This window comes from Sphaerisporangium sp. NPDC049002 (assembly GCF_040649355.1).
Lineage (GTDB): Bacteria > Actinomycetota > Actinomycetes > Streptosporangiales > Streptosporangiaceae > Sphaerisporangium.
In genome coordinates this window covers 1-23,564 of sequence record NZ_JBEZFH010000111.1, presented here as the reverse complement: position 1 = coordinate 23,564, position 23,564 = coordinate 1, and the positions used below count along the sequence as shown (strand labels likewise).

The window sequence follows — 23,564 nt, the reverse complement described above, 5'->3', positions numbered from 1 at the left end:
TGCGGCGGTCCTGAACCGGCTGGTTCACGCCCCTGTGGCCGTTCCGCAGCTTGTACGTGCCGAGCCCGAGGGTCGCGGAAGGCGGTCGCGTCCACGCCGGTGAGCACGGGACGCCAGCGGGCGGCGTGCACGCCGTCCTCGATCACGAGCTGGGGCAGCACCCGGCCGCGCGCGACCAGCGTACGGGCGTGCTCGGCGACGACCGCGAGATAGCGGAGCGAGGTTCCCGGCCCCCACTCGGGCGCTCCGGGGGCGCCCGCGGGCGGATCGGACAGCGTGCCCAGCAGCCCGAGTGCCCCGGTGGGACCGAAGAGCAGCGCGGGGACGCGCCAGGCGGAGATCTTCGGGGAGCGCGCCGTGCTCTGGAGGCCCGACTCCGGCGAGGGCAGCGGGCCCTTGGGCGAGCCGGGAAGCTGGAGGGTCAGCTCGGTGGCCACGGAGCCGGCGGCGGCGTGCCCGAGGGCCGAGGCGATGGTGGCCGCCGGGGCGGCGAAGGGGTGCGCGCGGTGCCCGTCGCGGGAGGCGGGTTCGCCGGGCGGCGTGGTGTCCTCGGCCCACAGCGCCAGCCCGCCGTCCGTCCAGGCACCGTGAACAACGAGCACTCGACCACCCCCGCCTGCCGCCGTCGGACCCCTGCGAGATCGGTCACCGCCGCGGCTTCGTTACGTGTCGCCGGACTCTCGTTCCCGCCCCTGCACGGTACCGGTCCCGGCGGGCCGTGGCCGCGCCGCGAGCGGGCGGGAGGTTCCCCGCGGGCGTCCGCGCGTGCCCGGATCCCCTGTGGGGGCGGGCGTTCCGTCGTCGTGAGGACGGCCGCAAGATTTCATGGCATCGGGTGGCTACCGCCTGATCTGACCCCACATAGGGTATATGGGTGAGTTCCCAGCCCGATGAGACCGAAGTTGTGATCCTTGACGGCGGCCTCGCCACGCACCTCGAAGCGCTGGGCTGTGACCTGCGCGACGAGCTGTGGTCGGCCAAGCTGCTCATGGAGAATCCCGAGGCGATCCTCCAGGCCCACCGCGACTACTTCGCCGCCGGCGCCGACGTCGCGATCACGGCCAGCTACCAGGCCAGCTTCGCCGCGTTCGTGCGGCGGGGGCGCGTGGAGCACGAGGCGCAGGCCCTGATGCAGCTGTCGGTCGAGCTGGCGAAGGAGGCGCGGGACGAGGCGGGCGGGGGCATGGTCGCGGCCAGCATCGGGCCGTACGGGGCGTACCTGGCCAACGGCGCGGAGTACACGGGCGACTACGACCTGGACGAGGACGGCCTCTACCAGTGGCACCGGCCCCGCTGGGACGTGCTGGCGGACAGCGGCGCCGACCTGCTGGCGTGCGAGACGATCCCCTCCTTCGCGGAGGCACGGGCGATCGCGCGCCTGCTGGAGGCGACCCCGAACGTCAACGCCTGGGTGAGCTTCTCGTGCAGGGACGGCGAGCGCGTCAACGACGGGACCCCGCTGGAGGAGTGCGCCGCCCTGTTCGCCGGCAATCCGCAGGTGGTGGCCGTGGGGATCAACTGCACCGCGCCGAGCCACGTCAAGAGCCTGATGAGCCGCGTCACCGGGTCCCCCATCGCGGTCTATCCGAACTCCGGCGAGAACTGGGACCCGGAGAACCACCGCTGGCTCGGGCTCGCCGACCCGGTGGAGTTCGGCGCCGCGGCCCGGGAGTGGCGGGAGGCGGGAGCCTCGTTCATCGGCGGCTGCTGCCGTACGACCCCGGAACACATCCGCCAGATCCGGGCACAGCTGAGCTGATCCCCCTCTCCCGGGAGACCCGGGACGGGATAGTGGCCCGCCGGTAACACCGTGGTCATCCGCGAGCACCACACCGGCAACATTCTCACGGTTCACTCCTGACAGACACCGATCCACGGCTGTCAACAGGAGGCGCGATGACGTCCCTGCCTCATCCGCCTGGCCGGCAGGCAGGAAGGCAAGGAGGTCTCCCCGATGCCGAGGTGACGCTGGACGCCGCCGCCATGAGCACACGGGAGATCAACCGATCGCTTCAGGCCCTGCCGTACGGCAGGGCCGTCGTGGTCAACCCCGCCGGGCGCCACAACCTGGCGGTGGGGCTGGACGCGCCTGTGCGGGTCGAGATCGACGGCCCGGCGGGGTTCTACCCCGGCGGCCTCGGCCAGCGGGCCCGGATCACGGTGAACGGCCCGGCCGGGTGCGGCGTGGCCGAGAACCTGATGTCCGGCGAGGTCCACGTACGCGGCTCGGTGGGGCAGAGCGTGGCGGCCTCCGCCCGTGGCGGGGTCGTGGTGGTGGACGGCGGCTGCTCCTCGCGCGCCGGCATCTCGCTCAAGGGCGCGACGCTGGCGATCGGCGGGAACGCCGGAGCGTACTGCGGGGTCCTCGCCCAGTCCGGCGTCATCCTGATCGGGGGCGACGCCGGCCCCTGCCTCGGGGACTCGCTGTACGAGGCGGTGGTCTACGTCGGCGGGAAGATCACCGGCCTCGGCGCCGACGCCGCGATCGAAGAGATCACCGAGCACGACGTGACGTTCGTGAAGCTCCTCGCCGAAGGGTGCGGGTTCGACCACGTCTCCCCCGCCGACATCACCAAGGTCGTCTCCACACGGCGGCTCTACCAACTCCACAGCCACGACCACGGGACTTTCTGATGAGCCACACCTTCTCTCCCCGGGCCATCGCGGAGATCCAGGAGCGGGCGAGGCTCGGGGGGTGCGAGGTCCGGGGCGGGGGCGCCAGACGTGCCGTCCCAAGCTTCGACGACCTGCTCATCCTGACGGCGGGCCTGTCCCCCGCCCCGCTGGAGGGGTACCGCGAGCGGTGCGAGACCCGCACGGTCCTCGGCACGCGGTACGCCGAGGAGCCCGTCGTGCTGGACATCCCTGTCACGATCGCCGGCATGTCGTTCGGCGCGCTGTCGGCCGGGGCCAAGGAGGCGCTCGGCCGGGCGGCGACCCTGGCCGGCACCTCGGCGACGACCGGCGACGGCGGCATGGCCCCGCAGGAGCGCGACGCCGCGAAGACGCTCGTGTACCAGTGCCTGCCCTCGCGCTACGGCTTCGACCCCGACCACCTGCGCTCGGCCGACGCCGTCGAGATCGTGCTCGGCCAGGGCGCCACGCCGGGCGGCGGCAGCATGCTGCTCGGGCAGAAGATCACGACCCCGGTGGCGTTCATGCGCGACCTGCCGGAGGGCGTGGACCAGCGCTCCGCGAGCCGACACCCCGACTGGACCGGGCCGGACGGGCTGCGCATCAAGATCGAGGAGCTGCGCGAGGTCACGTCCTGGCGGATCCCGGTGTATGTGAAGATCGGCGCCACCCGGGTCGCCTCGGACGTCCGGTACGCGGTCGAGGCGGGCGCGGACGTGATCGTGGTCGACGGCATGCAGGGCGGCACCGGCGCCGCGCAGGACGTCTTCATCGAGCACACCGGCATCCCGACGCTCGCGGCCACCCGGCTGGCGGCCGACACCCTGCGCCGGCTGTCGGTCGAGGACGAGGTCCAGCTCGTCGTCTCCGGAGGCATCCGCAGCGGCGCGGACGTGGCCAAGGCGCTCGCCCTGGGCGCCGACGCCGTGTCCGTCGGGGTCGCCGCGCTGATCGCGCTGGGGTGCAACTCCAGCTCCGACGACACCGGCGCGGACGTGAGCCTCGGGTACCGCGCCCTCGGCACCGTGCCCGGCTCCTGTACGGCCTGCCACACCGGCGGCTGCCCGGTCGGCATCGCCACGCAGGACGACATGCTGGCCGACCGCCTCGACCCTGACTTCGGGGCCGAGCGGGTGGCGAACTACCTGCGCGCCCTGGCCATGGAGACGACGATGCTCGCCCGGGCGTGCGGCAAGTCGTCGGTCCACCAGCTCGACACGGGCGACCTCGTGGCGCTGACCGTGGAGGCGGCGGCGATGGCCCGCGTCCCCCTCGCCGGCACCTCCTGGATCCCCGGCGTCACCGGTTAGCCGGGCCCCGCGGGTCAGCCCGTGGAGCGGGCCAGGTCGTCGGAGATCGCACCGCCGGGCCGCGCGGGCCGCCCGCGCCCCGGGATGAAGTTGGTGATCAGCGCGCCCACGATGGCCACCCCTCCCGCGATGATGATCGCCACCTGGAGCCCCCTTAGCGAGGGCAGGACGATCGCCCCGAGAGAGACGGTCATGTGCGCAAGCACGACGCTGACCACGGCGCTGGAGGCGGAAGTGCCGATGGAGCGCATGAGCGCGTTCAGCCCGTTGGCGGCGGCGGTCTCCGACGCGGGCACCGAGGTCATGATCAGCGCGGGCATGGCGGCGTAGGCCAGGCCAACCCCGGCGGCGATGACCGAGGAGCCGATGACGACCTGCCAGGCGGAGTGCATCAGGCCGAGCGTGGCGGCGTACCCGGCCGCGATCACCACCGTGCCGAGCAGCAGCGCGACCTTGGGGCCCCATCGCCGCGAGACGCGGGCGGACAGCGGCGAGAGGAGCATCATCACCAGGCCGCCGGGCGCGAGGCACAGTCCCGCCTCCACCAGCGACAGGCCGAGCCCGTACCCGGTCGCCCTCGGGGCCTGGAGTAGCGTGGGCAGCACCAGGGACATCCCGAACATCGCGAAGCCGATGACCACCGAGGCGAGGTTGGTCAGCAGGACCTGGCGGCGGGCGGTGGTCCGCAAGTCGACGAGCGGGTCGCGGACGCGCAGCTCCATCAGGCCCCACAGGAGCAGGATCGCCACGGCGGCGGCGAACAGGCCGAGGGTCAGCCCGCTTCCCCAGCCCCAGTCACCACCCTTGGTGATCGCGAGGAGCAGGCAGATCAGGCCGGCGGTGAGCCCTATGGCCCCCGGGACGTCGAACCGCCCGGCCGCGCGCAGCGGCGACTCGGGGACGACGAACGCGACCAGCAGCAGGTCCAGCGCCCCGACCAGGGCCGCCATCCAGAAGAGGGCGTGCCAGTTGGCGTGCTGGGCGATGAACGCGGCGAGCGGCAGCCCGATCGCCCCGCCGACGCCGAGGGTGGCGCTCATCAGGGCCATCGCCGAGCCCAGTCTCTCGGGCGGCAGCTCGTCCCGCATGATGCTGATGCCAAGGGGGATCACGCCGATCGCGCACCCCTGGAGCACGCGCCCGATGACCACGGGGACCAGGCCCGCGGACAGGGCGCAGACCACCGATCCGATCACCATGAGCCCGAGGCTGGTCAGCAGCACGCGCCGCTTGCCGTACAGGTCGCCGAGCCTGCCGCTGACGGGGTTGCAGACGGCGGCGGCCAGCAGCGTGGAGGTGATCACCCAGGACGCGTCCGACGCGGAGGTGTGGAGGAGCCGCGGCAGATCGGGGATGAGCGGCACCACGATGGTCTGCATCAGCGACACGACGATGCCGCACAGCGCGAGCACCGAGACCACCAGTCCGGGCCCCTTCACGGTGACGGGAACCCCGCCGGACGAGGGTGTTTCGGTCACTTGGCGGGCCTCCGAAAGTCGATCACCGTGACCTATGAACGATACATAGCCTTTTAGATCACGACATGCTCCGGGTCCTCGGGTTCGTCCCACCGGGCGGGACCTGGGGCCCTGGCCCGCGCTCGCGTGCCAGGACCCGGGGCCCGGACCACGCTCGCGTGCCAGGACTGGGCCGGACCACGCTCGCGTGCCAGGACCTGGGCCCGGACCGCGCTCGCGTGCGGATCCGGCGGTCCGGGGGAGGGGTCAGCGGAGGAAGGCGGCGGGGACGCCGGCGTCTACGGGGATGTGGAGGCCGGTGGTGAGGGACAGGTCTCCCCCGGTGAGGGCGAAGACGGCGGCGGCGATGTGCTCGGGCAGGACCTCGCGCTTGAGCAGGGTGCGCTGGGCGTAGAACTCGCCCAGCCGCTCCTCGGGCACGCCGTACACGGCCGCGCGGTTCGCGCCCCAGCCGGAGGCGAAGATGCCGGAGCCGCGGACCACGCCGTCGGGGTTCACCCCGTTGACGCGGATGCCGTGCGCGCCCAGCTCGGCGGCGAGCAGGCGGACCTGGTGGGCCTGGTCGGCCTTGGCCGCGCCGTACGCCACGTTGTCCGGGCCCGCGAACACGGAGTTCTTGGAGGAGATGTAGATCAGATCTCCACCCATCGCCTGATTTATCATGACCTGGGCGGTTTCGCGGGAGACGAGGAACGAGCCCCTGGCCATGACGTCGTGCTGGAGGTCCCAGTCGGCGGCCGTCGTCTCCAGCAGCGATCTCGACAGCGACAACCCGGCGTTGTTGACCACCAGGTCGACCCCGCCGAAGGCGAGGACGGCCCGCCGCACGGCCGCGCCGATCTGCTCCTCGGAGGTCACGTCGGCCTCGACGGCGATCGCCACGTCGCTCGAACCCAGCTCGGCGGCGACCTTCTCCGCCGACCCGAGGTCGCGGTCGGCCACCACGACGCACGCGCCCTCGGCGGCCAGCCTGCGGGCGGTGGCCGCCCCGATGCCCGAACCGCCCCCGGTCACCAGCGCCACGCGGGTGGCCAGCGGCTTGGGCTTCGGCAGCCGCCTGAGCTTGGCCTCCTCCAGCTCCCAGTATTCGATGCGGAACTTCTCGGACTCCTCGATCGGCCGGTAGCCCGACAGCGCCTCGGCGCCGCGCATGACGTTGATCGCGTTGACGTAGAACTCGCCCGCCACGCGCGCGGTCTGCTTGTCCTTGCCGAAGCTGAACATTCCGACGCCGGGCACGAGCACGATCGCCGGGTCCGCGCCGCGCATCGCGGGCGAGCCGGGGACGGCGTGCCGCTCGTAGTAGGCGCGGTAGTCCTCGCGGTAGGCGGCGTGCAGCTCGCGCAGCCGGGTGACGACCTCGTCGAGCGGCGCGCCCGGCGGCAGGTCGACGACCAGCGGCGCGACCTTCGTACGCAGGAAGTGGTCGGGGCAGGAGGTGCCGAGGGCGGCCAGGCGCGGGTGCTCGGCGCGGGACAGGAAGTCGAGCACCTCGGGGGTCGCGGTGAAGTGGCCCACCCGGCGGGCGTCGGTGGAGCACAGCCCCCTGATCACCGGGAACAGCGCCGCCGCGCGCTCGGCCCGCTCCCCCTCCGGGAGCGGCTGGTGGATCACCGGGCCAAACGGCTCGGGCCGGCCGTGCTCGGCGATGTGACGCTCGGCCGTACGGATGATCTCCAGGGACCGGGCCTCGCACTCCTCGCTCGTGTCGCCCCAGGCGGTGATGCCGTGGCCGCCGAGGACCACGCCGATGGCGCCGGGGTCGGCCTCCTTCAGCGCGGCGATGTCCATGCCGAGCTGGAAGCCCGGACGCCGCCAGGGCACCCACAGCACCCGGCCGCCGAAGATCTCGCGGGTGAGCGCCTCGCCGTCGGCCGCCGTCGCGATCGCGACGCCGGCGTCCGGATGGAGGTGGTCGACGTGGACGGCGTCGACGAGCCCGTGCATGGCGGTGTCGATGCTCGGCGCCGCGCCTCCCCTGCCGAAGGCGCAGTGGTCGAACGCCGCGACCATCTCGTCCTCGCGCTCGACCCCGGGATAGACCCGGGTCAGCGAGCGCAGCGGATCGAGCCTGAGCACGGCCAGTCCCGCCTCGGTCAGCGTGCCGAGGTCTCCGCCGGAGCCCTTGACCCACATCAGCTCGACGCCCTCCCCGGTGACGGGATCGGTCGCGGTGCCCTTGGCGGAGGCGTTGCCCCCGGCGTAGTTGGTGTTGCGGGGGTCGGCGCCGAGGGCGTGCGCCCGCCGCAGGAGCTCGTCGACGGGTCCGGTGGTCATGGTCAGGCCCCCCATCCGGCCTGCGCGCCGCCCACGCGCTCGGCCACGATCTTCTCGGCGTACCCCGAGCGGCGGTAGGCGGCCATCGGGTCGGGATCGAGGCCGGACTCCTCGCGCAGCCCGGCGAGCAGCGGCCGCACGTCGGTGTTGTAGGCGTCCATGAACACGGCGTTGGCGCCGAGGACGTCGCCCTCGGACTGGGCCTTCCCCAGCGACTCGCCGTCGACCAGCAGCGCCTTGGCCGTGGCCTCCTGGACGTTCATCACCGACCGGATCTGGCCGGGGATCTTGGCCTCGATGTTGTGGCACTGGTCGAGCATGAACGCGATGTGCTCGGCGTAGCCGCCGCCCCTGATCACCTCGTACATGATGCGGAAGAGCTGGAACGGGTCGGCCGCGCCCACCATCAGGTCGTCGTCGGCGTAGAAGCGGGAGTTGAAGTCGAACCCGCCGAGCTTCCCCTCGCGCAGCAGGAACGCCACGATGAACTCGATGTTCGTGCCCGGGGCGTGGTGCCCGGTGTCCACGACCACCTGGGCCTTCTGCCCGAGCCTTTGGCAGTGCGCGTACGCCGTGCCCCAGTCGGGCACGTCGGTCACGTAGAAGGCTGGCTCGAACAGCTTGTACTCAAGCAGGAACCGCTGCCCCTCGCCCAGCCGGTCGTACACCGCCGCCAGCGCCTCGGCGAGCCGGTCCTGGCGGGAGCGGACGTCGTCCTGCCCGGGGTAGTTGGTGCCGTCGGAGAACCACAGCTTGAGCGTGCTGGAGCCGGTGAGGTCCATGATGTCGACGCACTCCAACAGGTGGTCGAGCGCCTTGCGCCGCACCCCCGGGTCGGGGTTGGTGACGCTGCCCAGCATGTAGTCGTCGTCCTGGAAGACGTTGGAGTTGATCGCGCCGATGCCGACGCCGAGCTCGCGGGCGTACCGGGCCAGGCCGGCGTAGTCGTCCACCTTGTCCCACGGGATGTGCAGGGCGACGGCCGGGGCGACGCCGGTGAACCGGTGCACCTGCGCCGCGTCGGCCAGCTTCTCGTACGGATCTCGCGGCACGCCCTTCTGGGTGAACACCTTGAACCGGGTGCCCGAGTTGCCATAAGCCCAGGAGGGCGTCTCGATGCGCTGCCGTCGCAGCTCCGCCTTGATGTCCGTTGCCATGAGGGTCCCCGATCAGTCGAGATGGAAAACTCCGTCGAGCGTGAACATGCCCTCGCCGGGACGGCCGCCTTCGAGCTCCACGAAGGACGGCGCCCCGCGCGAGCCGTACACGGTGGTTCTGGGTGAGGTCTAGAAGTCGAACTGGTCGATGTTGGAGGCCTCGAAGGTGAAAGGCGGGCCGAGGATGATCTCGCCGTCTTCGCCGATCGTCTTCTCGCCGAGCTTGCCGGCCTTGAAGGTCTCGCCCTCGGCGCCGGTGATCTGCCCGGAGGACAGCGCGGCGGCGGCGTAGGCGGCCAGGTAGCCGAGGTCCTTGGGGTTCCACAGGGCGAACTTCTGGACGGTGCCGTCCTTGACGAACTTGCGCATCTGGTTCGGCGTGCCGAGCCCGGTCAGCACGACCTTGCCCTTGTACTTGGAGCCGGAGATGTAGCGGGCGCCCGCCGAGATGCCGACCGTGGTCGGGGAGATGATGCCCTTCAGGCCGGGATACGCCTGCAGAAGACCCTGGGTCTGCTGGAACGACTTCTGGTCCTCGTCGTCACCGTAGGCGACCTTGACGAGCTTCATGTCCTTGTATTCGGGCTTGGTCAGCTCGTCCTTCATGAACTCGATCCAGGTGTTCTGGTTCGTGGCGTTCGCGGTGGCCGAGAGGATGGCGATGTCGCCCCTGTGGCCGATCATGTCGGCGAGCAGCTTGACCTGGCTGCGGCCGACCTCCTCGGAGCTGGCCTGGTTGATGAAGATGTCACGGCACTCCTTGGCGGCGTCGGAGTCGTAGGCCACGACCTTGATGCCCTTGCCCATCGCCTGCTTCAGCGGGCCGCACACCGCGTTGGCGTCGTTGGCCGCGATGAGGATCGCGTCCTGGCCCTGCTGCGTGAGCGTGTTGATGTAGGAGATCTGGGACGACGCCGACGCGTCGGAGGGGCCGACCTCCTTGGCCGTGCCGGAGAACTCCTTGGCCGCCTCGATGCCCGCGTTGTCGACGATCGTCTCGTACGGGTTGTTGATCGCCTTGGGGAGGAAGGCCAGCTTCAGCCCCTGCTTGACGGGCGCGTTCGGGTCGGCCTTGGCCGACGACGCCGGGGGCGCGGCCGCAGGCGCGGACGACGTGGCGGAGTCCTTCGTGGTGCCGCCGCAGGCCGCCAGGCCGAGCGCCAGGACGCTCGTGGCGAGGACCGCGGAGGCGAACCGCCGTGAAGAGTTCGTCATCATCGATTTCCTTCTTCCGTGGAGGTGCGGGGGGTGCGCGAAGACGGGGAGCGGCGTCGTTGTCGCAGGACCGCCGCGAGGCGCGGGGTGAGGACCGAGACGATGAGGAGAAGGCCGGTGACGATCGACTGGATCTCGGTCGCCACGTCGTTGAGCATGAAGAGGTTGCGCAGCAGCCCGATGAGCAGCACGCCGGCGATGACCCCGCCGAGCGTGCCCTTGCCGCCGTCGAAGTCGACGCCGCCCAGCAGCACGGCCGCGATGACGGCCAGTTCGACGCCGAAGCCGTTGTCGGCCCTGGCGCTGCCGTACCTCAGCGTGAAGATCACGCCGGCGAAGGCCGCCACCGTGCCGGAGACCACGAACAGCACCAGCTTGACGCGCTTGACCCGGATGCCGGCGAAGAAGGCCGCCTCCTCCTGCGCGCCGATCGCGAACAGCGCCCGTCCGGCCCCGGTGGCGTGCAGGACGACGCCCGTGACGATCGCGAGGAGGACGAACAGGGCCACGGGGTACGGGACGGGGGTGCCGGGCACGTCGCCGGTCACCAGGTCGGTGTACCGCTGGGGGAACTCCGCCACCGCCCTGTCGCCGAGCACGACGTACGCGAGGCCCCGGTAGAGCGCGAGCGTGCCGATCGTGACCGCGAGCGAGGGCAGGCCGAGCCGGGTGACCAGCAGGCCGTTCACCAGCCCGCACACCGCGCCCACGACCACCACCAGCGGGATGATGGTCTCGATCGCCCAGCCGCCGTCCCACAGGGCGCCGAGCAGGGCGCTCGACAGCCCGAGGACCGACGCCACGGAGAGGTCGACCTCGGCGGCCACGACCAGGAGCGTCATCGCGAGCGCGATGAGCGCGATCTCGCCGAGGTCCCCCAGGGCGAACGACAGGTTGCCGGCGCCGGCGAAGTCGGGCGAGCCCGCCGCGCCCGCCAGGAACACGGCGATCAGCAGCGCGGTGACCAGCACGTCCCAGCGCGCGAACCGGCCGAGCGCGGACCGGGCGGCCGGGGGACGGGGCGCCGTGTCACTGCCGGCGGTGGTCATCAGGTCAGGCGCCATGGCGGACGCTCCTCCTGCGCAGCAGCCGCGTGACCCGCACCGCGAGCACCCGGTCGACGGTGATGGCCAGCAGCAGCAGCGCGCCGGTGAGCGCCTGCTGCCAGAAAGAGTTCACCTTCAGCACGACCAGGGCGCTGCCGATGGTCGTCAGCAGCACCGCGCCGAGCACCGCGCCGTACACCGTGCCGACGCCGCCGACGATGGCCACCCCGCCCACCACGACGGCGCTGACCACGAGCAACTCCCAGCCCCGGGCCGAGTCGGCGACGACCGTGCCGAACCTCGCGAGCCACAGCACCCCGGCGAGACCGGCGAGCGCGCCGCTGAACAGGTAGGCGGCCAGGACGCGGCGCCGTACGGGCACCCCGGCGAGGCGCGCGGCCTCGGGGCTCGACCCGATGGCGTAGAAGTCGCGCCCGGAGGGATAGGAGCGCAGGTAGTAGCCGACGGCCAGCATGACCACGACCGTGATGACCGGGAGGTACGGAACGCCGAGCACGCCCTCGTTGCCGAGGTCGAGCAGGGCCGTCGGGAGGTCGACGGCGTTGATCTGCCGCCCGTGGGCGATGTAGTGGTCGAGGCCCTGGATGACGTACAGCGTGCCGAGGGTGACGACCAGGGCGGGCACGCGGCAGAAGCTCACCAGCAGGCCGTTGAGCAGCCCGCACGCCGCGCCGGTCGCGACGCCGAGGACGAGCGCCACCACGACGCCCCGCCCGCCGGGGTCGGCGGCCAGGAACTCGCCGGTGGAGAAGGCGACCAGCCCGACGACCGACCCCACGGACAGGTCGATGTTCCTGGTGATGACGACCAGCGACTGCCCCACGGCGAGCAGCGCCAGGATCGAGGTGTTGAGGAAGATGTCCGTCACGCCCTGGCCGGACAGGAAGTTCGGGTTGACGGCGGCGGTGACGACGACCAGGACGGCGATGGCGGCCACCAGGCTGAGCTCGCGTGCCCGCAGGACCAGCTCGACCAGGCTCCGGGCGCCGCGCTCCGCCGCCGGCCCCTCGCCGGCCGTGACGGCGGTCACGCGACGCCCTCCGCGCCCGCTCCTGAGCCGCCGGTTCGCGGGGTGGTCAGGCGGCGCGGCCGTTGGCGGCCGGTTCGCGGGGCGGTCACGCGGCGGCCCCCGCGGCGCGGCCGGTGGCGGCCGACATGACGCTTTCCTCGGTGGCCCTCTCACGCGGGATCTCCGCGGTGAGCCGTCCTTCGTGCATGACGAGCACGCGGTCGGCCATGCCCAGCACCTCCGGCAGGTCAGATGAGATCATCAGGACGGCGATGCCTCGCCCGGCCAGCTCGGACAGCAGCCGGTGCACCTCGGCCTTGGTGCCGATGTCGATGCCCCGGGTGGGCTCGTCGACGATCAGCACCGCGGGGTCGGTGGCCAGCCATTTGGCCAGGACGACCTTCTGCTGGTTGCCACCGGACAGGACGTTCACCGCGTCGCCGAGCCGGGTGAACTTGAGCTGGAGCCGTGTGGCCCAGTCGCGCGCCCGGTCGCGCTCGGCGGCCCGGGAGATCACCGGGCCCCGCCGCACGCTCCTGAGGCCGGTCAGGCCGATGTTGCGCTCGATCGACAGATCCATGATTAGGCCCTGCTGGCGGCGGTCCTCCGGGACGAGCGCGAGGCCCGCGGCCATGGCGGCTGCCGGGCTCCCGGCCGGCAGGCGGCGCCCGCCGACGCGCACCGAGCCCGCGTCCCAGCGGTCGACGCCGAAGATCGCGCGGGCGACCTCGCTGCGGCCCGCCCCGACCAGGCCCGCCAGGGCGACGATCTCGCCCCGCCGCACCTCGAACGAGACGTCGGTGAACACGCCCTCGCGGGTGAGACGGCTGACGGTCAGCGCCACCTCGCCCGGCGTGGTCTCCTGCTTGGGGTAGAGGGTGTCGAGGTCGCGGCCGACCATGCGCCTCACCAGGTCGTCGGGGGTGAGCCCGGTGACGCGCTCACTGGCCACCCAGGCGCCGTCGCGCAGGGTCGTGACGCGCTGGCAGAGCTCGAAGATCTCGTCGAGCCGGTGGGAGATGAACAGCACCGCGCAGCCCTGCCCCCTGAGCGCCTCGACGACGGTGAACAGCCGGGCGACCTCGTTGCCCGACAACGCGGCGGTGGGCTCGTCCATGATGAGGACGCGCGCCTCGCGGGACAGCGCCTTGGCGATCTCGACGAGCTGCTGGTCGGCGATCGACATGCCGCGCGCGGGCCTGCCCGGGTCGAGCGCGACGCCGAGGCGCCGGAACAGCCCGGTGGCCTCGCGCCGCATGGCGCGCCGGTCGATGCGGCCGAACCGGGCGCGCGGCTGGCGGCCCATGAAGATGTTCTCCTCGACGGACAGATCGGGGAAGAGCGTGGGCTCCTGGTAGATCACGGCCACTCCCGCGTCCTGCGCGGCGGCCGGGCCGCCGAACTCCACGGGCTCGCCGTCGAGCAGCACCTCGCCCTCGTCGGGGCGGTGGACGCCCGTCAGGGTCTTGACGAGGGTGGACTTCCCCGCGCCGTTCTCCCCCGCCAGCGCGTGGGCCTCGCCGGCGAACAGCTCCAGCGAGACCTCCCTCAGCGCGCGGACCGCGCCGAACGACTTGCTGACCTGCCTCAGTGCGAGCACCGGCGGCGCCGCGCCGGAGACCGGCCCCCCCGGGGCCTCGACCTCGCCCGGATCCCTCACAGACCCGCCCCTTCCCTGGCGCTTGGCATGCGGAGCCAAAAACGTTTTAATGGCCTTGCCCGGACGCTACGGCCGGTCCGGCGACCATGTCAATGGGGGGTGAAGTCGCTGTTTCCAGAGCGTTACCGGGCTCCTCGCCGCTTCCCCGGCACCGGTCCCGCGTCCTCTGTGCGATATTCGTACGAGGCCTGGTGCGCGCCGCCGCTGGCACGTTTTAATAAACGCCGACCACAGAAGGAGTACGGATGACCACGGGGAGCACCGGAAGCACGGTGAGTATCAAAGAGGTCGCCGCGCAGGCCGGGGTCTCGCCCGGCACGGTGTCCAACGTGCTCAACCGGCCCCAGAAGGTGGCGGCCGAGACGCGCTCGCGCGTCGAGCAGGTCATCAGGGAGCTCGGCTTCGTGCGGCACGGCTCGGCGTCCACGCTGCGCGCGGGCCACAGCCGCACCATCGGCCTGTCGGTGATCGACATCGGCAACCCGTTCTTCACCGACGTCGCGGCCGGCGTCGAGGACATGGCCAGTGAGCTGGGCTACGCCGTGATCCTCGGCAACTCCTCGGGAGACCGGGTGAAGGAGGAGCGCAACCTGCGCGTCTTCGCCGAGCAGCGGGTGCGGGGCCTGCTGATCACGCCCTCCGACGAGGATCCCGGCCGGCTCGACGTGATCCGCGACCGCGGCATCAGCGTCGTGCTCGTCGACCACCCCGCCCACCGTCCCGACCAGTGCTCGGTCGCCGTGAACGACATCACCGGCGGGCGCACGGCGGCGGGCCACCTGCTCGACGGCGGGGCCGCCCGGCTCGCGTTCGTCACCGGTCCGCTGACCATCCGCCAGTGCCTCGACCGCATGAGCGGCGCCGAGCAGGCGATCGCGGCGGCGGGGCTCGACCCCGCGTCCGCCCTGGAGGTCGTCGAGATGCCCGCCATGAACGCCAGGGCGGGGCAGCGGGCGGCCGAGAAGCTGGTGGGCGGGCCCCTCCTCCCCGACGCGATCTTCTGCGCGAACGACCTGCTCGCCCTCGGCCTGCTACGCGGGCTGCTCCAGGCGGGCGTGCGCGTGCCCCACGACGTGGCCCTCATCGGCTACGACGACATCGACTTCGCCGCCGCCTCCGCCGTGTCGCTCAGCTCGATCCGCCAGCCGACCTACAAGCTCGGCCGCATCGCCACTGAGCTTCTCCTCGACGAGTGCGACAACCCGGAGAGCCATGCCCACCAGCAGATCATGTTCCAGCCCGAGCTCGTGGCCCGCGAGTCCACCCGGCGCGAGTGACATGAGCCCGCGCGCGGCACGGCCGCCGGTTGATCCGGTCCAGCGGGTCCAGCGGGTTCAGCGGGTCCAGCGGGTTCAGCAGGTTCAGCGGGTTCATAGGGGCGTCCGGCGTGTTCGCGAGGTGGTGAGGTGGCGGTGAGCACGGTCGCGGCCGTCGACCTCGGGGCCTCCAGCGGGCGGGTGATGACGGCGCGGATCCACGCGGGCGGGGTCGAGCTGAGGGAGGTCCACCGGTTCGCCAACCGGCCCGTCCGGGCGTCGGGCACCCTCCACTGGGACATCCTGTCCCTCTACCAGGGCGTTCTCGACGGCCTGCGCAAGGCGGGCCCGGTCGACTCCATCGGCGTCGACTCCTGGGCGGTCGACTACGGCCTGCTCGACTCCTCCGGCCGGCTGCTCGGCAACCCCGTCCACTACCGCGACGAGCGCACCTCCGGGGTCATGGAGGGGGTGGTCGCCGAGCTGGGCGCCGCCTCGCTGTACGGGGTGAGCGGCCTGCAGTTCCTGCCCTTCAACACCGTCTACCAGCTCCTGGCCGACCGCGAGGCCCTCGCGCGGGCGAGGACGCTGCTCATGATCCCCGACCTGCTCACCTACTGGCTGACCGGGTCGATCGGCGCCGAGACCACCAACGCCTCCACCACCGGGCTGTACGACGTCCGCGCGGGCGACTGGGCACGCCCGCTCATGAGCCGCCTCGGCCTCCCCGGCGAGATCTTCCCCGATCTGCGCCCGCCCGGCTCCCCCGCCGGAGTCCTGCGTCCCGACGTGGCCGCCGAGATCGGGAACGGCGGCGAGCCCGTGCCCGTGGTCGCGGTGGCCTCCCACGACACCGCCTCGGCCGTGGCCGCCGTGCCCGCCGCCACCCCGCGGTTCGCCTACATCTCCTCGGGCACCTGGTCGCTCGTCGGCGTCGAGCTTCCCGCGCCGGTGATCACCGACGAGAGCCGCGAGGCCAACTTCACCAACGAGGGCGGCCTCGACGGCACCACGCGCTACCTGCGCAACGTCATGGGGCTCTGGATCCTCCAGGAGTGCCTGCGTGCCTGGGGCGACCCCGGCCTGCCGCGACTGCTGGCCGCCGCCGAGCGCGCGAGCCCGTTCGCGGCGCTGATCGACCCCGACGACCCCTCCTTCCTGCCTCCCGGCGACATGCCCCGGCGCATCGCGGCCTACTGCGAGCGCACCGGCCAGCGTCCCCCCACCGGCGAGCCGCAGATCGTCCGCTGCGTGCTCGAAAGCCTCGCCCTGGCCTACCGGCGTGCCGTGCGCGACGCCGCGCGCCTCAGCGGCCACGACGTGGAAGTGATCCACATCGTCGGCGGCGGGGCGCGCAACGGGCCGCTCTGCCAGATGACCGCCGACGCCACGGGCCTTCCGGTGCTGGCCGGGCCGGTGGAGGCCGCCGCGCTCGGCAACGCGCTGGTCCAGGCCCGCGCCCACGGCGTGGTCACCGACATCCGCGAGCTCGTACGCCGGGGCGAGCCCATCACCGCGTACGAGCCGCGGGGCGACCGGTCCCTCTGGTCCGCCGCCGCCGACCGCCTGCCCGTCCCCTAGGCCCCAGAAGCCCCTGGACCTCTGGACTGCTTGCGCTCTGGACCGCCGGACCGCGCCTGGAAGGCAGGCCGCCGGGACACAGGTGACCGCGAAGAGGTATCTCCCGGGCAAAAGGTACGTGCATTCTGGACCCGGACAAGCGAAGCGCGCCGAGCCCGTACGGACCGTACGGCGGCGGCCGCGCCTGGAAGGAGCTTTCGTGCTGTCGTGGGGTATCGCGGCCACGGGCGGCATCGCCCGCACGGTCGGACAGGTGATCGCGCGGGAGCCGGGCATGCGGGTGGCCGCCGTCGGCTCCCGCGATCTCGGCCGGGCGCGCGGGCTCGCCGGCGAGCTGGAGGCGCCCCGCGCGTACGGCTCGTACGAGGAGCTGGTGCTCGACCCGGAGGTCGACGTCGTGTACGTCGCGACGCCGCACTCCCACCACCTGCCGGTCGCGGAGCTCGCCATCGCGGCCGGGCGCGCGGTGCTGTGCGAGAAGCCCCTGGCCGCCACGGCCGCCGACGCCGAGCGCATGGTGAAGCTGGCGCGCGAGGCGGGGGTCTTCCTCATGGAGGCCATGTGGATGCGGTTCAACCCGCTGGTCACGCGGCTGCACGGGCTCGTACGCGACGGGAGCTTCGGCACGCTCAGGTCGGTGTCCGCGTCGTTCGGGTTCCCCATGGCCTACGACCCCGCGCACCGGCTATGGGATCCCGCGCTCGGCGGCGGGGCCCTGCTCGACCTCGGCATCTACCCGATGGGCCTGGCCCAGCTCCTGCTCGGCGAGCCCGGCGCGATGACCGTCACCGGCACCCTGTCGCCATCCGGGGTCGACGCCGAGGCCGGGCTGCTGATGTCCTGGAACGACGGCGCGCGGGCGCTGCTGGACACCTCCCTGCTCGGCCCGCTGGCCAACACCGCCTCGGTGACCGGCACGATCCTGCGCGCCGACCTCGACGCCCCCTTCTTCGCCCCCACGCGCATGGTCCTGCACGGCTCCTCCGGCGAGCCGGAGGAGCACGTGATCGCCGCGTCCGATGACGGGTACGCCGGGGAGCTCCGCGAGGTGCGCGACGCCCTGGCCGAGGGCCGCACAGAAAGCGCCGTCATGCCGCTTTCGGACAGCCTCGCCATGATGCGCCTGATCGAGGAGGCGCGGGGGCACGTCGCGCGCCTTCGTTGCCTGTCGCCGGTGCCCGCCGGAGACTGATCATGTGAGCCCTAGCGTCCGTGCCGAGATCCGGGTCGACGGTGTCGTCCAGGGGGTGGGATTCCGCCCTTTCGTCCACCGGCTCGCGACGCGGCTGGGGTTGTGCGGAGTGGTCGGCAACGACGAGCATGGCGTGTTCATCGAGGTCGAGGGCGTCTCCACCGCCGTTGCCGAGTTCCTGGAGACCGTACGGCATCGGCCGCCTCCGCTGGCGATCGTCGACCGCGTCACCTCGCGGGAGGTGCCCGTCACGGGCGAACCCGGGTTCGGCATCGCGCCGAGCACGGGCGCGGGCCGAGGGCGGGCCCTCATCTCCCCCGATGTCGCCACCTGCGCCGACTGCCTGCGGGAGCTGGAGGACCCCTCCGACCGCAGGTACGGCTACCCGTTCATCAACTGCACCGCCTGCGGGCCGCGCTTCACGATCGTCCGGGCCTCTCCGTACGACCGGGCAGGCACCACGATGGCGGCCTTCGCGATGTGCGACGCGTGCTCGGAGGAGTACCACGACCCGGCCGGCAGGCGGTTCCACGCCCAGCCGGTGTGCTGCGCGGCGTGCGGCCCGCGCCTGCGACTGGTCGACGGCGCGCTGCAGGAGATCCCGGGCGACCCCGTTCGGGAGGCGGCCCGCCTGCTGCGGCGGGGACGGCTCCTCGCGGTCAAGGGGATCGGCGGGTACCACCTGGCCGTCCGCGCCGACCTGGAGCGTGCGGTCACGGCGCTGCGCGCCAGGAAGCACCGGGAGGAGCGCCCGTTCGCGCTGATGGTGCCCGACCTGGCGGCGGCCCGCCTGCTCTGCGCCATCGACCCCGACGAGGAACGGCTGCTCACCGGCCGCCGCCGCCCCATCGTGCTCCTGCGCCGCCGGACCCGGCACGCCGGCGGTGGGATCGCGGAAGGCGGGGTCGCGGAGGCGGTCGCGCCGGGGGCGCGGTCGCTCGGGGTGATGCTGCCCTACTCGCCCCTGCACCACCTGCTGCTGCGCCAGTTCCCGCAGCCGATCGTGCTGACCAGCGGGAACGTCTCCGACGAGCCGATCGCCTACCTCGACGACACGGCGCTCGCACGCCTGGACGGCATCGCGGACGCCTTCCTGACCCACGACCGGCCGATCCACACGCGCGCCGACGACTCGGTCGTCCGGGTGTTCCGGGGCAGGGAGCTGCCGATCCGCCGCTCGCGGGGCTACGTCCCCGCGCCGTTGACCCTCGCGGAAGGGGTCCGCCGTCCGGTGCTCGGGTGCGGAGCCGAGCTGAAGCACACCTTCTGCCTGGCCGAGGGGCGCCGCGCGTTCGTGTCGCACCACATCGGGGACCTGGAGAACTTCGAGACCCTGCGGTCGTTCACCGAGGGCGTCCGGCACTTCCAGCGGCTGTTCGGCGTCAGGCCCGAGCTGGTCGCCCACGACCTGCACCCGGAGTACCTCTCGACGAAGTACGCGCTGGCTCGGGAGGGCGTCGAGCTGGTGGGCGTGCAGCACCACCACGCGCACATCGCGTCGTGCATGGCCGACAACGGCGTGGCCGGGCCGGTGATCGGCGTGGCCTTCGACGGGCTCGGGTACGGCCTGGACGGCACGCTGTGGGGCGGCGAGTTCCTGGTCGCCGATCTGGCCGGGTTCGAGCGGGCCGGGCATCTGGAGCCGGTGCCGATGCCCGGCGGCGCGACGGCGATCCGGCAGCCGTGGCGGATGGCCGCCGCCTATCTCGGCGCGGGGGCGCCGGAAGGACTCGGGGTGCGCGAGCGCAACGCCGGGCGATGGGACGCCGTCGCCGCCATGGCCGCACGCGGCGTCAACGCGCCGCCGACCTCCAGCGCAGGACGCCTGTTCGACGCCGTCGCCGCCCTGGTGACGGGCCGCGACACGGTCACCTACGAGGGACAGGCCGCCATCGAGCTGGAGCGGATCGCCGCCCCCGGCGAACAGCGGGCGTACCCCTGCCGCATCCTGGACCCCGCCGCCACCGGAACCGGGGGCGCGGACGGGGAGCGGCCGTTCAGGGTGGTGGGGCTCGATCTGGTGGAGGCGGTCGTGGAGGACGCGGGGGCCGGGGCGGCGGTGATCTCCGCGCGCTTCCACAACGGGGTCGCCCGGCTCGTCGCGGAGGGCTGCCTGCGGGTACGGGAGCGCACCGGCCTGTCCACGGTCGCGCTGTCCGGCGGGGTGTTCCAGAACCTCTACCTCGTCGAGCGGGCGGCCGCCCTGCTGGAGGAGCGCGGGTTCACGGTGCTGCTGCACTCCCGTGTGCCGCCCAACGACGCGGGCATCAGCCTCGGACAGGTGGCGGTGGCGGGAGCCACACCACCGGACCGGGCGAACTGACGGCCCCTGACCGGCCGCCGCCGAGGACGGCTAGGACGGTGCGGCCTTCTTCGCCGCGCGGGCCATCTCGACCTTGGCGCTGGCGGCGTACTTGTCGACGTACTCCTGGCCGGACAGCTCCATCAGCGCGTACATGATCTCGTCGGTGACGGCGCGGAGGACCAGCCGGTCCTCCTCCATGCCGTAGTAGCGGGAGAAGTCGAGCGGCTTGCCGTACTTCACGCCGGGGCGGATGCCGAGCTTCGGGAACCTGCGCCCGGGAGGCATCATCTCGAAGGTGTTCACCATCGCCCAGGGGATGACCGGCACCCGGGACTCCAGGGCCAGCCGGGCCACGCCGGTCTTGCCCTTGTAGAGCCGCCCGTCGGGCGAGCGGGTGCCCTCGGGGTAGATGCCGAGCACGTGGCCCTCCCGCAGGATGCGCAGGCCGGTGCGCAGCGCCGCCTCGCTGGCCTTGCCGCCTGACCGGTCGATGGGCACGGTGCCGACGCCGGTGAAGAACGCCCGGCTCAGCAGCCCCTTCACACCGCGCCCGGTGAAGTACTCGGCCTTGCCCAGCGAGATGACCTTGCGGGGCAGCGGAAGCGCGCCGAAGAAGTGGTCGGCGAACGACAGGTGGTTGCCCGCGAGGATCGACGGGCCCTCCTTCGGGACATGCTCGGCGCCCTCTGACCAGGGACGGAACACCAGATGGAGGAACGGCGAGAGAATGGCCTTCACCACCCAGTAGAACACTCGGGCACCCCTTCGCTGGCTTTCCTCTGAGTTCACACCGCTGTAACCGCGTGGCGTCATCTTCGCATGCCGGGCGCACCTCACCTACACCTCACCTTCAACCAACACCGTCCACCCAACCGCGACACCGGGCTCGCGGATCTCGCGGGACGGCCCTCGAACGTGCGACGATCGGGCGAGCCATCATCAGGAGAGGAATCCAACATGCCGCTCATGCCCGGCTCCGAGCCATATCAGCACGAAGGTGGCCAGGTCGGGGTCCTGCTCTGCCATGGGTTCACCGGGACGCCACAGTCGTTGCGCCCCTGGGGGCGCTACCTGGCGGATGCGGGCCTGACGGTGTCGGTGCCCCGCCTGCCCGGACACGGCACCACCTGGCAGGAGATGAACCGCACCCGCTGGGAAGACTGGTTCGCCGAGCTTGAGAGGGCCTTCGAGAGCCTCAGGAGCACGTGCGCCGAGGTCTTCGTCATGGGCCTGTCCCTCGGGGGGTGCATGGCGCTCCGGCTGGCCGAGGTGCACGGCTCCTCGGTGCGGGGCCTGGTGGTGGTGAACCCGTCCATCGTGAACGACGTCCCGCTGATGAAGCTCGCGCCCGTGCTGAAGTTCGTACTCCCGTCGGTCGCGGGCGTCGCGAACGACATCAAGAAGGAGGGGGCGACCGAGGTGGGCTACACGCGCACCCCCGTCAGGGCGGCGGCCACGCTCCCGAAGCTCTGGTCACTGGTCCAGTCGGAGCTCGGCCGCATCACCCAGCCCGTGCTCGTGTACCACAGCCCCGAGGACCACGTTGTGAAACCGGCGAGCGTCGAGCTGCTGCGCCAGGCGCTCGGCGGCAACCTGACGGTGCGCGAGTGCGCGAACAGCTACCACGTGGCGACGCTCGACAACGATGCGCCCGAGATTTTCGAGGGTAGCCTCGACTTCATCAGGGCCCACGCGTCGGTACCCTTGCAGAGAGACTGATCCCGCTGCGGAGAAGACTGATCCGACCTCATCATGAGCAGAGGAACGAATCGAAGTGACCGGTGACGCCCCAGAGTGATGAGGACGAGGTCTGGCGTCAGATCGTCGCCTCTTTCAACGAAACCGCCGAGGCGACCTCGGCCGGCCAGCCATGGCCGGATCGCGAGAACGTCCCCGTCGAAGACGCCCCCCAGCAGGTGATGGCGGAGATCCCCGCGGAGACCCGTGAGGAGGAGCGGGCCGCCTCGGCCCCCTCCCCCGAAGAGGACGACGGCGACCACTACGTCCCGCCTCCCCCGCCGCCGCTCCCGAAGATGGACGCGGGCACCAAGATCGCCTGGTTCGCGCTGTTCGGCGGTCCCGCGTACCTGCTGCTCGCCGCGCTCCTGTCCTGGCCGATGGACGGGTGGATCGTGTTCGCCGCCATCGCCGCCTTCATCGGGGGCTTCGTCGCGCTGATCGTGCGCATGGGCGACGGGCCGCCTCCCGACTCGGGCTGGGACGACGGCGCGATCCTCTGAGGCCGTCCCTCCGGCGACCGACGGCTCTCCCACCACCGGCGAGCCCTTCGCGTCGGATGATCGAATGATCTCGCACCCAACGGGTTCCGTTTCGTGGGCGGCAGTGCTATCACTTGCCTCTAGGCGGCCTGGGAGCCCACGGAGGACGGTTGGAATTTCGTCTGCTCGGTCCGGTTGAAGCGTCGCACCGCGGGGAGCGGCTCTCGCTGGGCGGCCCGAAGCCGCGTGCCCTCATGGCGGCCCTGCTCCTCAGCTCGGGCAGGGTCGTCTCCGGTGAGCGCCTCGTCGACGCCCTGTGGGGAGACCGTCCGCCGAGCAGCGCCAACGCGCTGATCCAGACCTATGTGTACGGGCTTCGCCGCGCGCTGGTGCGGGCCGGGCACGATCACCTGCTGGAGACCAGGCCGCCGGGATACCTCATCCGGCCCGAGCCGGGGCAGCTCGACCTGCGGGCGTTCGAGCACAGGGTCGCGGAGGGCCGCCGCCACGCCGCCGACGACCGTCATGACGCCGCGGCCGAGGAGCTGCGGGCCGCGCTGGCCATGTGGCGGGGGTCGGCCCTCGGCGGCATCGGCAACGCGCTGCGCGGGGAGGCCGAGCGGCTGGAGCAGACCCGCCTGTCGGTCCTTGAGGAGCGGATCAGCGCGGAGCTCGCCGCGAACTGGGAAGTGGAGCTGGTCGGCGAGCTGACCGAGCTGGTCTGGGCGTATCCCACCCGCGAGCGGCTGCGCGGCCAGCTGATGACGGCGCTGTACCGGCTGGGCCGCCAGGCCGACGCCCTGACCGTCTACCACGAGGGCCGACGCTCCCTGGCCGACGAGCTGGGCGTGGACCCCGGCGCCGAGCTGCGGCACCTGTTCGAGGCGATACTGCGGGCGGACCCGTCACTGTCCCGGCCCAGCGTGCCGCGAGCCGCCGGCCCACGGCCCTCCCCGGTGGACGCCTCCTCGGCGACCCCGTCCCCCGCGAACACCACGGCGGACCCGTCTGTAGCGCCCGCACAGCCTTCCGGCCAGGGGGAGCAGCGGCAGGAGGTCGTGCCGGGACACCTGCCGCGCGGCGTCGCCGACTTCACCGGGCGCGGCACACAGATCGCCGAGCTGACCGCGTGCCTGACCGCCCCCAGCGACACGGTCACGGCGGGCTTCAGCGCGTCGAGCCGATTTCCCGAAATTTCACCGTA

At 72.3% G+C, this 23,564-nt stretch carries 18 protein-coding genes and 1 pseudogene; 10 read left to right on the top strand and 9 right to left on the bottom strand.

The annotated features are described in order from the left end of the window. Positions 1-602 (bottom strand): annotated as a pseudogene (locus AB0B89_RS21825) (ATP-dependent helicase); the annotation flags it as partial. 272 nt (positions 603-874) lie between these two features. Between AB0B89_RS21825 and mmuM the strand changes: the two are divergent. From mmuM to AB0B89_RS21810, 3 genes are all read left to right on the top strand, one after another. Further along, complete coding sequence (gene mmuM, locus AB0B89_RS21820; protein ID WP_358555638.1) at positions 875-1,759, top strand: homocysteine S-methyltransferase; 885 nt, start codon at positions 875-877, stop codon at positions 1,757-1,759. 137 nt (positions 1,760-1,896) lie between these two features. Next, positions 1,897-2,634, top strand: a complete 738-nt coding sequence (locus tag AB0B89_RS21815; protein WP_358555635.1) for a hypothetical protein — start codon at positions 1,897-1,899, stop codon at positions 2,632-2,634. Then, the gene (locus AB0B89_RS21810) at positions 2,634-3,944 is read left to right on the top strand and encodes an FMN-binding glutamate synthase family protein (RefSeq protein WP_358555632.1); all 1,311 of its coding nucleotides are present in this window, start codon (positions 2,634-2,636) and stop codon (positions 3,942-3,944) included. Before AB0B89_RS21815 ends, AB0B89_RS21810 begins: the two co-directional genes overlap by 1 nt. Positions 3,945-3,958: 14 nt before the next feature. On the opposite strand, the gene AB0B89_RS21805 is transcribed toward AB0B89_RS21810, so the two are convergent. The 7 genes from AB0B89_RS21805 to AB0B89_RS21775 form a co-directional block, all read right to left on the bottom strand. Beyond that, entirely contained in the window at positions 3,959-5,422 is a 1,464-nt protein-coding gene (locus tag AB0B89_RS21805; protein WP_358555629.1) for an MFS transporter, read from the bottom strand. Positions 5,423-5,668: 246 nt separating this feature from the next. Next, complete coding sequence (locus AB0B89_RS21800; protein WP_358555627.1) at positions 5,669-7,699, bottom strand: bifunctional aldolase/short-chain dehydrogenase; 2,031 nt, start codon at positions 7,697-7,699, stop codon at positions 5,669-5,671. Positions 7,700-7,701: 2 nt separating this feature from the next. Next, positions 7,702-8,856 carry an L-rhamnose isomerase gene (rhaI, locus tag AB0B89_RS21795; RefSeq protein ID WP_358555624.1) on the bottom strand — a complete coding sequence of 385 codons (1,155 nt, stop codon included), beginning with the start codon at positions 8,854-8,856 and terminating at the stop codon, positions 7,702-7,704. A 129-nt stretch (positions 8,857-8,985) separates the two neighbouring features. Further along, a complete protein-coding gene (gene rhaS, locus AB0B89_RS21790) occupies positions 8,986-10,071 on the bottom strand; it encodes a rhamnose ABC transporter substrate-binding protein (protein ID WP_358555621.1) in 1,086 nt (361 codons plus the stop codon). Further along, the gene (locus AB0B89_RS21785; RefSeq protein ID WP_358555618.1) at positions 10,071-11,135 is read right to left on the bottom strand and encodes an ABC transporter permease; all 1,065 of its coding nucleotides are present in this window, start codon (positions 11,133-11,135) and stop codon (positions 10,071-10,073) included. Before AB0B89_RS21785 ends, rhaS begins: the two co-directional genes overlap by 1 nt. Continuing rightward, complete coding sequence (locus AB0B89_RS21780; protein WP_358555615.1) at positions 11,125-12,168, bottom strand: ABC transporter permease; 1,044 nt, start codon at positions 12,166-12,168, stop codon at positions 11,125-11,127. Before AB0B89_RS21780 ends, AB0B89_RS21785 begins: the two co-directional genes overlap by 11 nt. 85 nt (positions 12,169-12,253) lie before the next feature. Then, positions 12,254-13,747: a sugar ABC transporter ATP-binding protein gene (locus AB0B89_RS21775; RefSeq protein ID WP_358555644.1), complete on the bottom strand. Its 1,494-nt coding sequence runs from the start codon at positions 13,745-13,747 to the stop codon at positions 12,254-12,256. 305 nt (positions 13,748-14,052) lie between these two features. Between AB0B89_RS21775 and AB0B89_RS21770 the strand changes: the two genes are divergently transcribed. From AB0B89_RS21770 to hypF, 4 genes are all read left to right on the top strand, one after another. Then, positions 14,053-15,084 (top strand): substrate-binding domain-containing protein, encoded by a 1,032-nt coding sequence (locus AB0B89_RS21770; RefSeq protein WP_358555612.1) that lies wholly within the window; start codon positions 14,053-14,055, stop codon positions 15,082-15,084. A 135-nt stretch (positions 15,085-15,219) separates the two neighbouring features. After that, positions 15,220-16,644: a rhamnulokinase family protein gene (locus AB0B89_RS21765; protein ID WP_358555641.1), complete on the top strand. Its 1,425-nt coding sequence runs from the start codon at positions 15,220-15,222 to the stop codon at positions 16,642-16,644. A gap of 199 nt (positions 16,645-16,843) precedes the next feature. Then, positions 16,844-17,836: a Gfo/Idh/MocA family oxidoreductase gene (locus tag AB0B89_RS21760; protein ID WP_358555609.1), complete on the top strand. Its 993-nt coding sequence runs from the start codon at positions 16,844-16,846 to the stop codon at positions 17,834-17,836. 4 nt (positions 17,837-17,840) lie between these two features. Continuing rightward, on the top strand, positions 17,841-20,159 hold the full coding sequence (gene hypF / locus AB0B89_RS21755; protein ID WP_358555606.1) for a carbamoyltransferase HypF: 2,319 nt from the start codon (positions 17,841-17,843) through the stop codon (positions 20,157-20,159). Between the two features lie 30 nt (positions 20,160-20,189). Here hypF and AB0B89_RS21750 read toward each other — a convergent pair whose 3' ends face one another. Continuing rightward, entirely contained in the window at positions 20,190-20,894 is a 705-nt protein-coding gene (locus tag AB0B89_RS21750; protein ID WP_358555603.1) for a lysophospholipid acyltransferase family protein, read from the bottom strand. Between the two features lie 204 nt (positions 20,895-21,098). On the opposite strand from AB0B89_RS21750, the gene AB0B89_RS21745 reads away from it, so the two are divergent. From AB0B89_RS21745 to AB0B89_RS21735, 3 genes are all read left to right on the top strand, one after another. After that, positions 21,099-21,860, top strand: coding sequence for an alpha/beta fold hydrolase (locus AB0B89_RS21745; protein WP_358555600.1), 762 nt, complete (start codon positions 21,099-21,101; stop codon positions 21,858-21,860). 62 nt (positions 21,861-21,922) lie between these two features. Then, the gene (locus tag AB0B89_RS21740) at positions 21,923-22,381 is read left to right on the top strand and encodes a hypothetical protein (protein ID WP_358555597.1); all 459 of its coding nucleotides are present in this window, start codon (positions 21,923-21,925) and stop codon (positions 22,379-22,381) included. A gap of 149 nt (positions 22,382-22,530) precedes the next feature. After that, positions 22,531-23,564: AfsR/SARP family transcriptional regulator (locus tag AB0B89_RS21735; protein WP_358555594.1), on the top strand; the 1,034-nt coding region annotated here is incomplete at its 3' end.

What these genes read in the sequence shown, in the direction of transcription:
- AB0B89_RS21785 (WP_358555618.1), bottom strand. Translation starts at nt 11,135, where the DNA reads ATGGCGCCTGACCTGATGACCACCGCCGGCAGTGACACGGCGCCCCGT.
- AB0B89_RS21810 (WP_358555632.1), top strand. Translation starts at nt 2,634, where the DNA reads ATGAGCCACACCTTCTCTCCCCGGGCCATCGCGGAGATCCAGGAGCGG.
- AB0B89_RS21770 (WP_358555612.1), top strand. Translation starts at nt 14,053, where the DNA reads ATGACCACGGGGAGCACCGGAAGCACGGTGAGTATCAAAGAGGTCGCC.
- rhaS (WP_358555621.1), bottom strand. Translation starts at nt 10,071, where the DNA reads ATGACGAACTCTTCACGGCGGTTCGCCTCCGCGGTCCTCGCCACGAGC.
- AB0B89_RS21815 (WP_358555635.1), top strand. Translation starts at nt 1,897, where the DNA reads ATGACGTCCCTGCCTCATCCGCCTGGCCGGCAGGCAGGAAGGCAAGGA.
- AB0B89_RS21800 (WP_358555627.1), bottom strand. Translation starts at nt 7,699, where the DNA reads ATGACCACCGGACCCGTCGACGAGCTCCTGCGGCGGGCGCACGCCCTC.
- AB0B89_RS21745 (WP_358555600.1), top strand. Translation starts at nt 21,099, where the DNA reads ATGCCGCTCATGCCCGGCTCCGAGCCATATCAGCACGAAGGTGGCCAG.
- rhaI (WP_358555624.1), bottom strand. Translation starts at nt 8,856, where the DNA reads ATGGCAACGGACATCAAGGCGGAGCTGCGACGGCAGCGCATCGAGACG.